Origin of the sequence: Tautonia marina (assembly GCF_009177065.1) — a bacterium.
GTDB classification, from domain to species: domain Bacteria; phylum Planctomycetota; class Planctomycetia; order Isosphaerales; family Isosphaeraceae; genus Tautonia; species Tautonia marina.
Window position 1 is genome coordinate 464,214 of sequence record NZ_WEZF01000002.1, and the last position, 13,860, is coordinate 478,073.

At 62.8% G+C, this 13,860-nt stretch carries 12 protein-coding genes; 10 read left to right on the plus strand and 2 right to left on the minus strand.

Annotated features, from left to right (window positions below):
* Positions 1-112: 112 nt before the first annotated feature.
* From GA615_RS04390 to GA615_RS04415, 6 genes are all read left to right on the plus strand, one after another.
* Complete coding sequence (locus tag GA615_RS04390) at positions 113-1,027, plus strand: MotA/TolQ/ExbB proton channel family protein (protein ID WP_152050034.1); 915 nt, start codon at positions 113-115, stop codon at positions 1,025-1,027.
* 44 nt (positions 1,028-1,071) lie between these two features.
* A complete protein-coding gene (locus tag GA615_RS04395) occupies positions 1,072-1,539 on the plus strand; it encodes an ExbD/TolR family protein (RefSeq protein WP_152050035.1) in 468 nt (155 codons plus the stop codon).
* A gap of 97 nt (positions 1,540-1,636) precedes the next feature.
* Entirely contained in the window at positions 1,637-2,101 is a 465-nt protein-coding gene (locus GA615_RS04400; RefSeq protein WP_152050036.1) for an ExbD/TolR family protein, read from the plus strand.
* Between the two features lie 45 nt (positions 2,102-2,146).
* Positions 2,147-3,064 (plus strand): hypothetical protein, encoded by a 918-nt coding sequence (locus GA615_RS04405; protein ID WP_152050037.1) that lies wholly within the window; start codon positions 2,147-2,149, stop codon positions 3,062-3,064.
* 115 nt (positions 3,065-3,179) lie between these two features.
* Positions 3,180-3,686, plus strand: a complete 507-nt coding sequence (locus GA615_RS04410; RefSeq protein WP_152050038.1) for an EVE domain-containing protein — start codon at positions 3,180-3,182, stop codon at positions 3,684-3,686.
* Positions 3,687-3,705: 19 nt separating this feature from the next.
* The gene (locus GA615_RS04415) at positions 3,706-4,089 is read left to right on the plus strand and encodes a VOC family protein (RefSeq protein WP_152050039.1); all 384 of its coding nucleotides are present in this window, start codon (positions 3,706-3,708) and stop codon (positions 4,087-4,089) included.
* A gap of 10 nt (positions 4,090-4,099) precedes the next feature.
* Here the strand turns inward: GA615_RS04415 and GA615_RS04420 are convergent, their stop codons facing one another.
* The gene (locus GA615_RS04420) at positions 4,100-6,847 is read right to left on the minus strand and encodes a bifunctional acetate--CoA ligase family protein/GNAT family N-acetyltransferase (protein WP_152050040.1); all 2,748 of its coding nucleotides are present in this window, start codon (positions 6,845-6,847) and stop codon (positions 4,100-4,102) included.
* 233 nt (positions 6,848-7,080) lie between these two features.
* Here GA615_RS04420 and GA615_RS04425 point away from each other — a divergent pair, with 233 nt between their 5' ends.
* The 3 genes from GA615_RS04425 (at position 7,081) to GA615_RS04435 (ending at position 11,935) form a co-directional block, all read left to right on the plus strand.
* Positions 7,081-9,198, plus strand: coding sequence for a PSD1 and planctomycete cytochrome C domain-containing protein (locus GA615_RS04425; protein WP_152050041.1), 2,118 nt, complete (start codon positions 7,081-7,083; stop codon positions 9,196-9,198).
* Between the two features lie 72 nt (positions 9,199-9,270).
* The gene (locus GA615_RS04430) at positions 9,271-10,701 is read left to right on the plus strand and encodes a DUF1501 domain-containing protein (RefSeq protein ID WP_152050042.1); all 1,431 of its coding nucleotides are present in this window, start codon (positions 9,271-9,273) and stop codon (positions 10,699-10,701) included.
* A 28-nt stretch (positions 10,702-10,729) separates the two neighbouring features.
* Positions 10,730-11,935: a right-handed parallel beta-helix repeat-containing protein gene (locus GA615_RS04435; RefSeq protein ID WP_152050043.1), complete on the plus strand. Its 1,206-nt coding sequence runs from the start codon at positions 10,730-10,732 to the stop codon at positions 11,933-11,935.
* Positions 11,936-11,966: 31 nt separating this feature from the next.
* On the opposite strand, the gene GA615_RS04440 is transcribed toward GA615_RS04435, so the two are convergent.
* Complete coding sequence (locus GA615_RS04440) at positions 11,967-12,776, minus strand: SDR family NAD(P)-dependent oxidoreductase (RefSeq protein WP_152050044.1); 810 nt, start codon at positions 12,774-12,776, stop codon at positions 11,967-11,969.
* A 92-nt stretch (positions 12,777-12,868) separates the two neighbouring features.
* Between GA615_RS04440 and GA615_RS04445 the strand changes: the two genes are divergently transcribed.
* Positions 12,869-13,840: a 2-hydroxyacid dehydrogenase gene (locus GA615_RS04445; RefSeq protein ID WP_152050045.1), complete on the plus strand. Its 972-nt coding sequence runs from the start codon at positions 12,869-12,871 to the stop codon at positions 13,838-13,840.
* Positions 13,841-13,860 lie beyond the last annotated feature (20 nt).

Here is a 13,860-nt window from a genome sequence, read left to right on the forward strand (position 1 = left end):
CTCGCCGCGTGGCCCGGCTCGACCTTGACCCTCACCTGAAATCGCTTCGTTTGGATCTCGACGTCGACTCCGAATCCGACTCCGACCCGACCGCCGACGGAGACCGCCACCGATGCCGACCCCGATTCCGAGCCCGAGGGGCCGTCGCCTGTCCCGAATTCTGCTGGCGGCGTTGCTGACGCTGCCGCTCTTGTGCGTCGGCACGATCGGACTGATGCCGACCGTTGCGATGGCCCAGGAGGACGTGCCGCCTCCACCGGCTCCGGAACCGGAGGGTGCCCCGGCTCCCGAGGCTGCTCCCGCGCCCGAGCCGGAACCGGAGGCGTCTGAGCCGGCTTCGGCCGAGACCACGTCGGGAAGCCCGGTTCGAACCAAGTCGGGATTGCAGTGGTTTATCGAGTCGTCGGGCATCATCGGCGGCCTGATCATCATTCTGTCGATCACTCTGGTGGCGATGATCATTCGCCTGTTCCTGGAGTTCCGGCTCAAGGAAGCGGTGCCGCCGCAACTGGTCGACCTGCTCGATAACGCGATCCGAGAGAAGAAATTCCAGGAAGCTTACGACGCCTGCCGTGAGGATAATTCGTTCCTGGCCCGGCTGGTGCGGACCGGCGTGGCCAACATGCCCAACGGTCGAACCGAGGCCAAGGAAGCGATGAACGCGACGGCCGAGGAAATCGTGGTCGATATGGAGTCGAAGAACAGCTATCTCGGCACGATTGGCACGATCGCCCCGATGCTCGGCCTGCTCGGAACGGTGCTGGGCATGATCCTCGCCTTCCAGGACCTGGCGACGGTCGAGGGGGTGCAGGTCGATCCGACGAAGCTGGCCGGGAACATTTCGCTCGCGCTGGTCACGACCTTCGAAGGGTTGATTGTGTCGGTGCCGGCGATCTTCTTCTTCGCCTTCTTCCGGAACCGGATCGTCTTCATCGCGACCGAGACGACCAAGATCGCCGATCGCACCATCAACGCTTTCTGGCAAGCCGCCAAGCAGCAGCAAGGGGTCACCCGGACCGCCACCTGAGCCGAAGCCCGAACCCGGTGCCACGCGAGGAGGCCCGACCGACCATGCCCCGACCCAAACTGCACAACGTCAAGTATCAGCCCGACCTGACGCCGCTGCTCGACGTCGTCTTCCAGCTCATGACCTTTTTCATCATGGTCTCGAACTTCAACCAGGAAGTGTATGACCAGCGGGTCCGGCTCCCGGTGGCGGGGTCGGCCCGACCGATTCTCAACCCGGCCGAGGACAAGCTCGTCCTGAACATCGACGAGACCGGCCGCCTGCTGGTGGCCAGCCAGGCTCTCAGCGCCGACGAGGCACTCAAGCATATTCGCTTCCAGGCCGACCTGGCCCGCCTCAATGCCGACGCCGCCGGCGTCACGCTCTCGGCCGGAGAGCCGCTGCCCACGACCGTGATTCTTCGGGCCGATCGCCAGGCCCCGTTTACCGAGGTCTTCCGGCTCATCCGGGCCTGCCAGGATGTGAATTTCTCCCGGTTCGACCTCCGAGCCCTCAGTGCACCAACTTATTGACGGACGAAGCACGATCGGGTCGGGAGAGCAGACAACACTTGCTCCTTCTCTCAGCCCATTCTGATGCTGCCAACGCCCGCCCCCGGAGCAGCCCCTGATGTTTCGACCGCGTCAATCGACCGAAATTGAAGTCCCGCTGACTCCCATGCTCGACGTGGCCTTTCAGCTGCTCACGTTCTTCATCCTCACGTTCAAGCCCGCGCCGATGGAGCTGCAGTTTGACCTGAACCTGCTGCCGACCACTCCTCAGACCGAGCCCGAACCGGAACCGCCTCCTGAGGAGAGCCCCTCGGACGAACCCCCGGCAATCCGATCATTCCAGGTGACGTTGCTCTCGAACAACACGGGAGAGTTGACCGGAATCGAACTGGAGGAATTGCGGTTCGAGAACCTTCCCAGCCTCCGCGATCGGATTAAAGGGTTGCTTGAAGACCCGGACTATGGATTCGATCAGGCACTGATCCGGGCGCATCCGGATCTTCACTGGGAACACCTGGTTGCGGTCTTGAACATGTTCTCCGACCTTGGGCTAACGAAGGTCAACTTCACTGAGATGAACTGAGGCCTCGATCGCCTGTTGCTCCTCCACCGTCTGCCGAGGGAACCGATGAGCCACGCAGACCCCTTCGAGCCCGACGGCCCGGTGCGTCGAGGCGTTGCCTGGGGACAGGTGATTCCGCTGATCACCCTGGTCATCCTCTCGGGCATTCTCCTGGTGCAATTCCTTCGGCCCGAAGTAGCGCCGGCTCCCGAACCGGCCAAGGGAATCGGCGAGCAGACTCCCCTGCCCCCACCGGATGATTCGATCGTCTTCGAGGCGGTTCGGGACGAGGCTCCCTTGCAATTCAGCGAGACGGCGGCCTATGCCGAACTGCTCGACCGGGCGCGGAGAACCCCCATCGAGACACTCCGTGAAACCGCCCGCACCGATGTGGTCTTTTCCGACCTGCTGGATCGTCCCGAGCGTTACCGAGGCTTGCCGATCCGCCTGCAAGGGACCGCCCGCCGCATCCTCCGCATCGACGACCTTCCCGATCGGATCGCCCCCGAAGGCGCCCTGTACGAGGCCTGGACATTTACCGGAGACAGCCGAGGCTTTCCCTACGTGCTCGTCTTCGAAGACGCTCCCCAGGGCCTTCCCGGTGGGGACGACGTGAACGCGTTCGTCATCTTCCACGGCTATTTCTTCAAGCTGCTGGCGTATAACGCCGCCGATAAGGCCCGGAAAGCACCGATGCTCATCGGCCGACTTGAATACGTTCCTGACGATCGTCGGCCTGCGGAGGAGGCGATCGCCCCTGGCCCGTCGTCTCCGGCCTGGCTGCTGGGACTGATCGGATTGGTGATCGTGTACCTTGTGGTTCGAAGTGTCACGACGGCCCGCGCGCTGCGGGCGCGGGCCGCCTCGGCCCGTCAATTTCAAGCCCCGCCTCGGGATCACATCAGCCCCGAAGAACTGGATGAGTGGCTTCAGGGCAACCCGGATGAGGCCGAGGATCAGCCTCCCTCGAATCAAGGTTCGTAACCGGCTGCGGTTCGCAAGCGGGGACTCCCCCTGAAGCCCATCGCATGGTAGTCTACCTGGATGGTCCTGAGGCCAAGGGGAGCTTGTGGGATCGGGAGATCGAGGATCGATCGTCATGGCATACTGGCTGTTCAAATCGGAGCCGGACTGCTTCTCCTTTGCCGATCTGATGGCCTCGCCCGACCGGACGACCGGATGGGACGGCGTGCGGAACTACCAGGCCCGGAACTTCCTGCGCGATCAGGTCAAGAAGGGGGATCTTGTCCTCTTCTACCACTCGAACGCCAATCCTCCGGGGATTGCCGGAATTGCCGAGGTGGTGCGTGAGGCCCATCCCGACCCGACCGCCTTCGACCCGAACGCCGATCATTACGACCCCAAGAGTGACCCGGATAACCCCATCTGGTTCCAGGTTTCCATCCGGGCGGTTCGGGCGATCGAGCCCTTGATCGAGCTTCCCCGACTGCGTGCCGAGCCGCGACTGGAAGGGATGGAGCTGCTTCGCAAAGGAAGCCGACTCTCGATTCAACCTGTCGGCGAGACTCACTGGAAGGTTATTGAAGAATGGAGCGGCGGCAACATCTCGCCGTCTCGTTCAACCACCCGCCGTCGCCCGGCATAACCACGGAACACTCACCGTCATGGCTCGCATCGAACACGTCGCCCTGTTTGCCGCCGACCCTCATGCCTTGAAAGATTTTTATGTTGAGGCGTTGGGGCTTCGGGTGATTCTCGACAACAGCAAGGCCTCGCCTCCCGGCTACTTCCTGGCCGATGATGCCGGGGTGGCGGTGGAGTTGATTGGCCGCCCGACCGAGGTGCCCGCCGTCGATACGAGGCACGTCTGCCACATCGCCTTCATCGTCGATGACGTGGCCGCGGCCCGCGCCGACCTGGAAGCTCGGGGGCTCACGTTCGAGGACGATACGGCTGTTGACAACGAGACGATGACGACCGCCTTCTTCCGCGACCCGGAAGGAAACCGGCTTCAGATCGTCAAGCGGCCTCGCCCGCTGGTGAGTTGATCGAGCGTGTTCACAGCTCGATCTCGGCATGGACGATCTGGTCGTCCGGATCGTATCGGAGGCGGAAGCCGAGTCGCTCGCAAACGCGCTGCATGGGCCGATTGTCGCGGAGCATATCGGCCGTCACCCGGCGGATCCCTTCATTGCGGGCGATCTGGATCAGGCGTCGGAGCAATTCGCCTCCCAGGCCGTGGCCCTGGTAGGCATCGGCCACGAGCAGGGCGAATTCGGCCTCGTCGAAACTATGTTGCCGGCTCAGGCGGCCGACGGCGAGAATCTCGTGACGACCCGGCTCGGTGGGGCGCCTTGAAACGACCAGGGCCATTTCGCGGTCGTAGTCGATGAAGCAGATCCGGGTCAGCCGCTCGTGGGCGACCCGGGTGCTGAGCTTCATTGCCTGGAAATACCGTGAATAGACGCTCCGTTCCGAGAGCGATTCGTGGAAGGCGATCATCAAGGGTTCGTCTTCCGGACGGATCGGCCGGATGGTCGTCCGGGTTCCATCTCGGAGCGTAAACGGTTCGACATATTGTGTGGGATACGGGCGAATCGCCGTTCGGGGAAGATCCGCGGCGGAAACGTCGAGATCATGCACAATGACGCGAGCGTCGAGCGCGAGCATCGACTCGTGCGAGACCAGGAGCGGATTGATATCGATCTCCTTGATCCAACGTTGCTCGACGACAAGCTGACTGAATCGGACCAGCAGCCGTTCCAGAGCGCCCAGATCGACCGGCGGCCGCCCTCTGACTCCTTTCAAGGCCGTGAGAATGCGCGTTTGCTCCATCATGCGACGGGCCAGGGTCGTGTTCAGGGGAGGAAGGGCGAGCGCTCGATCCCGGAAGACCTCGACCAGTGAGCCTCCCGTGCCAAAGAGCAAGACGGGACCGAACTGCGGATCGATACTGCTGCCGATGATCAGCTCGTATCCGTCGAGCTGCCGGATCATCGGTTGAACGGTCACCCCCTGGAAGTCGGCCTCGCTGGTGGTGTTCAGAACGGAGGTTCGGATGGATTGAAAGGCCGCCCGTACCGCTTTCCCATCCACCAGATTGAGCATCACGCCGCCGACATCGGTCTTATGGGTGATGGTGTCGGAATGCAACTTAAGCACCACGGGATAGCCGATCCGATCGGCCGCGGAGACGGCCGCCTGCTCGTCGGCCGCAACGATCGTCTCGACCGTGGGAATTCCATACGCGGTAAGCAACCGCTTCGATTCCGCCTCGTTCAGGATCGTTCGGCCCGCGCTCCGAGCGGCTCGAACAATCTCCTCGGCGGCGGCTTGGTTGATCACGCCGTCCCCTTCGTGCTCGGTTTCGGAAGGGGTCTGGTAAATGCCTCGCAGGGCATCGCTATGACGCCACATCGCGGCGAAGGCGCGCGCAGCGGTGTCGGGATAGGTAAAGGTTGGAATGTCTGAGCGATTGAGAATATCAACGCCCGCGGCGACATGGGTTCCGCCCATCCAGCTCGCCAGCACTGGCTTGCCCCCCTTCCTGGCGGCGACCTTCAACTGATCGGCCGTCCGGGTCGGGTCGGTCATGGCCTGAGGCGTGAGCACCACGAGCAAGCCGTCGCTGTTGGGATCGCGGGAGACGACCTCGACCGCCTTCGCGTACCGCTCGGGTCCAGCATCGCCGAGAATATCGACGGGATTCCCCCGGCTCCAGGCGCCGGGGAGAAACTCATTGAGTTCGGCGATCGTTTCGGAGGAGAGGTCGGCCAGTTCGCCGCCGTTCTGAATCAGGGCATCCGTCGCCAGGACCCCTGGACCACCGGCATTGGTGAGAATCGCCAGCCGGGGCCCTCGGGGGCGCGGCTGCTTGGCGAGCACTTCGGACATGTTGAAAATGTCGGCAATCGAGTTGACTCGCAGCACTCCGGAACGTCGAAAAGCGGCATCGAGGACCTCGTCGCTGCCGGTCAGGCTTCCGGTATGCGAGGCAGCAGCAGCGGCGGCGGCCGAGGTCCGCCCGGCCTTGATGACGATGATCGGCTTGGTCAAGGCGACCTCTCGGGCCGCCGACAGGAACTTGCGCGCATCGCCAATCGACTCCATGTAAATGACGATCGATCGTGTTTTCGGATCGTCGCCGAGGTAGTCGATCAGATCGCCCCAGCCGACATCCACCATCGAACCGATCGAGAGGAAGGCACTGAAGCCGACCTGTTCCTGAAAGCTCCAGTCGAGGACCGCTGTGCAAAGCGCGCCACTCTGACTGATGAATCCGACGTTTCCCGGCCTTGCCATTGCACCGGCAAAGGTGGCGTTCAGGCCGGTCATCGGATTCATCACCCCGAGGCAGTTCGGACCGATGATCCGCATCCTGCCGCGACGGGCCTGTTCGAGAACCTGGCGTTCCAGCTCGGCCCCCTGTGGCCCGACCTCCTTGAAGCCGGCCGAGATGATGATGGCTCCCTTGACGCCGGCATCAACACACTCGCCGATGATTCCCGGCACCGTGGGAGCCGGCGTCACGACAACGGCCAGATCGACCGGCTCGGGGAGGTCTGAGACGCGCGGGTACGCCTTCACCCCCAACACATTCGGCCGCTTCGGGTTGACCGGATAGACCGTGCCTCCGAAGGGACTGCTGAGCAAATTCCAGAGAATGGTTCGTCCGACACTGCCGGCAGCCTCGGTCGCACCGATCACGGCAACCGTCTTCGGGTAGAAGATGGGGTCGAGGTCGCTTCGGGTGGTGCGCAGGACGTTGTGAGCCTGGCTGGGGCTGGCGGGGTCGGCGGGCGACATAGGATCCTCCGGAGGATTCACCCTTCAGGTTCTCACTGTCCTTTATCCTAGTCGATGAACCCGCCACTGACGATCCCCGGCCCGATCGTTTGCGAGCAGAGGACGGCCAGACCCCGGAGCTAAGGGGGGAAGCGGTTTCCGACCTCCCACGGTTGCGGGGGATGCATCACTGCGGTAGGTTCAAACCAAGGGTCGTTTCAGACGCGGGCATCACGAGGGAGACGCCGCGAACCATGATGATTGGCACATTGACACTGCTCGGTCTGACGATGACGGGGCCGATCGACGACGCTGATCTGCTGATCGATCGAGTCGCGCCGATTCTGGAATCGCGATGCCTGCACTGCCACAGCGGCGACCGACCGAAGGGATCGCTCTCGCTCGAAACCCGGGACGGGCTTCGAGTGGGAGGCTTCAGCGGACCGGCCATTGATTCGGAAGATCCGGAATTCAGCCTGCTGCTGGATGTGGTTTCGGGAGGGGAGCCGCAAATGCCTCCCGAAGGCGACCCTCTCAACGCTGAGCAGGTCGAGGCGATCCGCCAGTGGCTCGACGCGGGAGCCCCCTGGCCCGAGGGCGTGACCCTGCGCGATCGGCGTTTCGAGGGAGCGTGGTGGTCGCTCGTCCCCTTGAGGCGTCCGGAGATTCCCGAGGTTTCCCCCACGTCTACCGTCCGCAATCCGATCGATGCCTTCATTCTCGACCGGCTCAAGGCCGAGGGGCTCACCCCTGCTCCGGAAGCCGATCGGCGGACCTTGATCCGTCGGGCCACCTACGACTTGACCGGCTTGCCGCCGACCCCCGAAGCGGTCGATGCCTTTCTTGCCGACGAGTCGCCCGATGCCTTCGAACGGGTGATCGATCGCCTGCTCGCTTCGCCTCGCTACGGCGAACGTCGGGCCCGCCGCTGGCTGGATCTGGTTCACTACGCCGACACCCACGGCTACGATAAGGACAAACGCCGTCCTCACGCCTGGCGCTATCGTGATTATGTGATCGAGTCGTTGAATGAAGACACCCCTTACGCTCGATTCATTGAGGAACAGATCGCCGGAGACGTTCTCTTTCCCGGAGAACCGGAACGCCTGATCGCCACCGGGTTCATCGCCGCCGGCCCCTGGGATTTTGTCGGCCATGTCGAGCTGCGTGAAGGGACCGTCGACAAGGAAAAAACACGATTGATCGACCGAGACGACATGCTGGCCAACACGATGTCCACATTCGTCAGCCTCACCGTCCATTGCGCCCGCTGCCACGATCACAAGTTCGACCCGATTCCTCAGGTGGATTACTACCGGCTCCAGGCCGTGTTTGCCGGTGTCGAACGGGGGGACCGACCCATCGACGACGCAGGCTCACTCGTTTATGCAGCCTTACCTCGTGAACCCCGACCGATTCGCTTGCTGAACCGAGGAGACGTGGAGTCTCCTGGCGAGGAGGTTTCGCCCGGGGCCCTGTCCTGCGTCAGCACGCTCAACCCGGAGATCGAAGCGACCTCGGACGAGGGAGCACGGCGAGCAGCGTTGGCCCGTTGGATCACTGATCCCGAGAATCCGCTGACCTGGCGATCGTTCGTCAACCGCGCCTGGCAGGATGCGTTCGGTCGAGGGATCGTGGACACACCAAGCGACTTTGGCCGGAACGGGTCGATGCCAACCCACCCGGAATTGCTCGACTGGCTGGCCGTCGAATTTCGTGACTCTGGCGGCTCGATCAAGGCGCTCGATCGCTTGATCATGACCAGCAACACGTATCGACAAGCATCGACCCATCACGAGACAAACGCCCGAATCGATGCAGGCAATCGGTTCGTCTGGCGTCAGGAACGCCGAAGGCTTGAGGCGGAGGAAATTCGAGACGCGACCCTCTTTGCCTCTGGGGTACTCGATGACACGATGGGCGGGCCTGGCTTCGATCTGTTTCGGTTCAAGGATGACCATTCGCCGATCTACGACCACGATGACCCCGAGTGGATCGACCCGGTTGACGGTCGCCGACGCGCGGTCTATCGGTTCGTGGTGCGAAGCGTTCCGAACCCCTTCATCGAGTGTCTCGACGGGGCGGACCCGAACATTAACGTCCCGGTTCGCAACGAAACCATTACCGCGTTGCAAGCGCTCGCACTCCTGAATGACCCGTTTATGATTGCCCGATCCGAGGACCTCGCCTCCCGAGTCCAAGCGGTGGCGGATGACTTGGGAGCTCAGATCGACTCAGCCTATCGGTTGACCGTGGCCCGATCTCCGACCCCGGACGAGCGTTTGGTAATGGTCTCGTATGCCCGGGAGCACGGGCTGGCGGCAGCCTGTCGCATTCTGTTCAACCTGAATGAATTTGTGTTTCTCGATTAACCCTCCGCCTCCTGGCAACTCGATCCTACCTCCGGCGCGTGCCGTTGCCTCTCTTCTGGGAGACTTGCACCGATGAATCGTCGTCAATTTCTCTGGCACGCGGGTGGAGGACTGGGAGGAATTGCGCTGGCGCACCTCCTCGGGACCGAGGGGATTCTGGCCGCTGACGAGGCTGGAGTCTCTCAAAGGCGTGCAGACCTGAATGGCGGCTTGCACCACCCGGCGAAGGCCAAGCGAGTGGTGCAGCTGTTTATGTCGGGAGCGGCCAGTCAGTGCGACACGTTTGATTACAAACCACTCTTGATCGAACGAAATGGCCAGGCGTTTGATCCCGGAGGGAAGGTCGAACTGTTCCAGAGCGATCCGGGTGCGGTGATGGCGAGCCCGTGGGCCTGGCGGCAGCATGGAGAGTGTGGCGCCTGGGTTAGCGATTTGGTGCCGCATGTGGCCTCATGCGTCGATGACATTGCCTTTCTCCCGGCCATGGTCTCCTCGTCGAACGTCCACGGCCCGGCAACCTTTTTACAGGCGACCGGGTTTGTCATGCCTGGGTTCCCGAGCGTCGGGGCCTGGGTGTCGTATGGACTGGGAATCCTGAATGAAAACTTACCAACCTTTGTGGTCCTTCCCGACTCCCGAGGTTTCGCTCCCAACGGTCCGGCCAACTGGGCCGCAGGGTTTTTGCCCGCGGAGCATCAGGGGACGATGATCCGGCCCTCGGCCCCTCGGCCGATCCGGTCGCTCTTCCCCCCCGAGACCGACTTCCTGGATGCCGAGGCCGAGCGCGACGGCCGCGCCCTGCTCGCCCGGTTGAATCGAAGCCATGCCGACGATCGCCCCGGCGATTCGAGGCTTGATGCCCGGATTGCCTCGTACGAACTGGCAGCCCGGTTACAACTGAGTGCGCCTGAAGTGCTCGACCTTTCCGGAGAAACCGAGGCCACCCGACGTCTCTACGGGCTTGATGAGGAGATCACGGCCGACTTTGGCCGCAACTGTCTCATTGCCCGCCGATTGCTGGAACGCGGGGTGCGCTTCGTCCAACTCTGGAGTGGCGCGGACAATGGCTTCCCGCGTCGCAACTGGGATTCTCATGAGGACCTCGAACGCGATCACGGCGAGATGGCCAGGAGCATGGATCGTCCGGCCGCCGCCTTGATCAAAGACTTGAAAACGCGAGGACTTCTCGACGACACGATTATTCTCTGGACCACTGAATTCGGTCGGATGCCCTGCAGTCAGGGGGGCAAGGGACGCGACCACAATCCCTTCACCTTCACCTCGTGGCTGGCCGGTGGTGGCATCAAGGGAGGCGTGACCTTTGGCGCAAGCGACGAATGGTCGTACAAGGCGGTGGAGGATGTGACCACCGGCTACGACCTGCACGCGACCCTCTTGCATCTGCTCGGGATCGACCATACCAAACTGACCGTGCGACACGACGGGATCGACCGTCGCCTGACCGACGTTCACGGACACGTGATCGAACCGATTCTTGCCTGAACGGAACTGCACCGCTGCGGAGTTCTCCATGAAACGCTCATTCGTGCTGCTGCTCACCCCCGCCCTGGCCGCATTGGTCTGGGTGATGCTTGGCCCCGATTCCGGGATCGCCCAGCAAGGGGAAGACCGACTGCCCGGGGCTCGACCGACCATCGAGGCCATTCATTACCCGAGCCTCCAGGCGGCAATCGATGCCCTTCCTCCCGAAGGTGGGATGGTCGTGCTTCCCGCGGGAACGTTTGAAATCAAGGAGCCGTTAAAACTTCATTCGGAAGACGTTTCCATTCAAGGGTCCGGCACCGCGACCCACATCAAGAATATCGGTGGCGAAAAGTCTCCCGCCTTTGTGATCGAACCGAAGGATTACGATACGAATCCCCGAGCGCGCATCTGGCGCATTCACCTCTCGAATTTCCGGATCACCGGCCATGAGCAAAGTGGGCACGGGATCGCCGCCCGAGGGGTGAACGAATTGTTCATCGAGGGTGTGACCGTCAGCGAGCACGGCGGCGATGGGATCTTGCTGGAGAATTGCTACGAAGACCCCCGCATTTGCAACTCGTTGATCACCTACAACAAAAGAACAGGTCTAAACCTGATTGGCTGTCATGATATCGTCGTTGCCGCCAACCAGTTCGAGGAAAACCAGGACGCGCTTCACTGCATCGACGGCTACAATCTCTGCATGACCGGCAACTGCCTGGATGATCATCTTGGCAACGGCGTGGTCATCGAGAACACTTATGGATCGGTCGTCTCAGGGAACATGATCGAGGAATGCCAGGGAACCGGTATCATTCTCGACCGCGACTGCTACGGGATCGCTCTGAGCGCCAATGTCATCGCTCATGAATTTGCCGATGGAATTGACCTGAGGGATGCCCACGGCATCACCGTTTCGGCCAATTCCTTCCCGATCGTGCAACGGCATGCGTTGATCATTGGTCCGGCGAGTGCTCACATCGCCGTCACTGGCAACAGCTTCGCCGATAGTACGATTGGACCGGGTGAGGAACGTCGGCTGGAAGGGGACCGTCAGGCCGGCGGCGTGGTGCTGGACGGCACCCGAGACATCGCCCTCAGTGGCAACGTCTTTTCCGGGGTCCGTCCCAAGGCCGTTGAGGTCCGAGGCGAGGTCCAGCGCGTGACGTTCGACGGCAACGTGCTGGTCGATGTCGAGAGCGATCATGAGCAGTTGATCGACTCGGAACTCGGAGAACTCGTCACCCCCTGATCGTATCGCGAGGCGGCGACGTCCCCTTGCACTACCAGTGCATGACGTAGCCGCCGTCCACGTTGATTGTTTGACCCGTGATATTCTTCGCCAGGGAGGAGGCCAGGAAGACCGCCATCGCCGCGAGATCTTCCGGCTCCTGCCAGCGATTGAGCGGCACCAAACGTTGGATCTTCTCCGACGTCCACTCCTCCCAGCTCTGGCGCGCTTCTCGGGGTTGTGTGGCCGTCCAGGCCTCATACACCGAGCGATTGAGCGGCGTGTTGACCATACCGGGGTTGATCGTGTTGACCCGGACGTTGCTCGCGGCCAGGTCGCGTGCGGCACACTGTGCGAAGTTGATCAGGGCGGCCTTCGAGGCGCTATAGGGGGGATCGGTGGCCGAGCCGATCTGCCCGGCAACCGAGGCAATCATGGTGATCGTTCCCCTACCCGCTTCGGCCATCCGGGGAGCAAAGGCGTGCCCGACGTGAACCGCCCCCAGCAGATTGACCCGGAGGACCTGGTCCCAATCACCCGGGTCGAGGTTCCAGAAGGGCATCCCGAACTTTCCCGAACCGATGGCCGCGGCGTAGACGAGGTGATCGACCCGGCCGAGATCCCGAAAGGCATCATCGGCAACCTGGCACATCACGTCGAAGTCGGTCACATCCGCCACATACGCGGCGGTCGGCCGGCCGGAATGGCGGCGATATTGCCCCGCGACAAAGCCGACCGACGGGCTGCGATCGACGTAGGCGACCGTGGCCCCCGCCTCGCTGAAACCCTCGGCAATGGCCCGGCCAATTCCTCGGGCGGCACCAAAGATCATGGCGACCTCGCCACCCAGTTCAATCCGCATCTGAAACCCTCCGGTTGCGTCGTCGATGACGGGCTAGGATGATGGCTCGGGCCGAACCGATCAACCCCCACCCGTGATTCTCGTGGACGCTGATGGAACTGAACCGCAATCTCCCCCGGGTCGCGGCCGACGGCCCGCTCGATTCGACCGTGATGGGACTGCTCTCTGATCGGGTCGAGTTGCTCCCCTGGGACGCCACCGACGGAGGGATGGGCCGTGTCGACGGACTCTACACGTACGGGCATCCGACCGTCGATGCCGCGATGCTCGACCGCCTGCCGGGGCTCCGCGTCGTGAGCAACTACGGGGTGGGAATCGACCACATTGACCTGGGCGCGGCGATGGATCGGGGAATTCCGGTCGGGAACACGCCGGGGGTGCTCGACGGCGCGACGGCCGACATGGGTTTCGCCTTGCTGCTGGCCACAGCCCGACGCCTGGTGGAAGGGGACCGCTACGCCCGATCCGCCGCCTTCACCCGATACGATCCGGGATACATGCTTGGTCGAGAAGTTCACGGCTCGACGCTCGGAATTGTCGGCATGGGCCGGATCGGCGAGAAGGTCGCGCGGCGGGCGATCGGGTTCGACATGACGGTCCTCTACCACAACTGTCGTCCTCGGCCCCAGGTAGAGGACGAGTTGGGGCTTCGATACGTCGGGTTCGAGGAACTGCTGGCGGCGAGTGACTTCGTGGTTCTTTGCGTGCCCCTGACCGATCGGACCCGGGGCTTGATCAACGCATCGAGCTTGAAACGGATGAAGGCGAGCGCCGTGCTCGTCAACATCGCGCGAGGCCCTGTGGTGGTGACGGATGACCTGCTCGATGCGCTCCGGTCTGGGACGATCGCCGCCGCCGGGCTCGACGTGACCGACCCGGAACCGCTGCCCCGTGATCATCCCCTGCTCGGCCTGGAAAACGTCGTGATCAGCCCCCACCTCGGCAGTGCGACCGATCGGACGCGACTTCGGATGGCCGAGGGATCGGTGGCGAACCTGATCGCAGGGCTGGCGGGTAAGCCGCTGCCCTGCCCCGTGGCCGCACGGCCCCCGGAGCGTTCGTGAGCACGACTCCAGGGCCAACC

Coding starts and splice junctions, on each gene's coding strand:
- GA615_RS04425 (WP_152050041.1), top strand. CDS start 7,081: ATGATGATTGGCACATTGACACTGCTCGGTCTGACGATGACGGGGCCG.
- GA615_RS04410 (WP_152050038.1), top strand. CDS start 3,180: ATGGCATACTGGCTGTTCAAATCGGAGCCGGACTGCTTCTCCTTTGCC.
- GA615_RS04420 (WP_152050040.1), bottom strand. CDS start 6,847: ATGTCGCCCGCCGACCCCGCCAGCCCCAGCCAGGCTCACAACGTCCTG.
- GA615_RS04395 (WP_152050035.1), top strand. CDS start 1,072: ATGCCCCGACCCAAACTGCACAACGTCAAGTATCAGCCCGACCTGACG.
- GA615_RS04440 (WP_152050044.1), bottom strand. CDS start 12,776: ATGCGGATTGAACTGGGTGGCGAGGTCGCCATGATCTTTGGTGCCGCC.
- GA615_RS04430 (WP_152050042.1), top strand. CDS start 9,271: ATGAATCGTCGTCAATTTCTCTGGCACGCGGGTGGAGGACTGGGAGGA.
- GA615_RS04415 (WP_152050039.1), top strand. CDS start 3,706: ATGGCTCGCATCGAACACGTCGCCCTGTTTGCCGCCGACCCTCATGCC.
- GA615_RS04390 (WP_152050034.1), top strand. CDS start 113: ATGCCGACCCCGATTCCGAGCCCGAGGGGCCGTCGCCTGTCCCGAATT.
- GA615_RS04405 (WP_152050037.1), top strand. CDS start 2,147: ATGAGCCACGCAGACCCCTTCGAGCCCGACGGCCCGGTGCGTCGAGGC.
- GA615_RS04400 (WP_152050036.1), top strand. CDS start 1,637: ATGTTTCGACCGCGTCAATCGACCGAAATTGAAGTCCCGCTGACTCCC.
- GA615_RS04435 (WP_152050043.1), top strand. CDS start 10,730: ATGAAACGCTCATTCGTGCTGCTGCTCACCCCCGCCCTGGCCGCATTG.
- GA615_RS04445 (WP_152050045.1), top strand. CDS start 12,869: ATGGAACTGAACCGCAATCTCCCCCGGGTCGCGGCCGACGGCCCGCTC.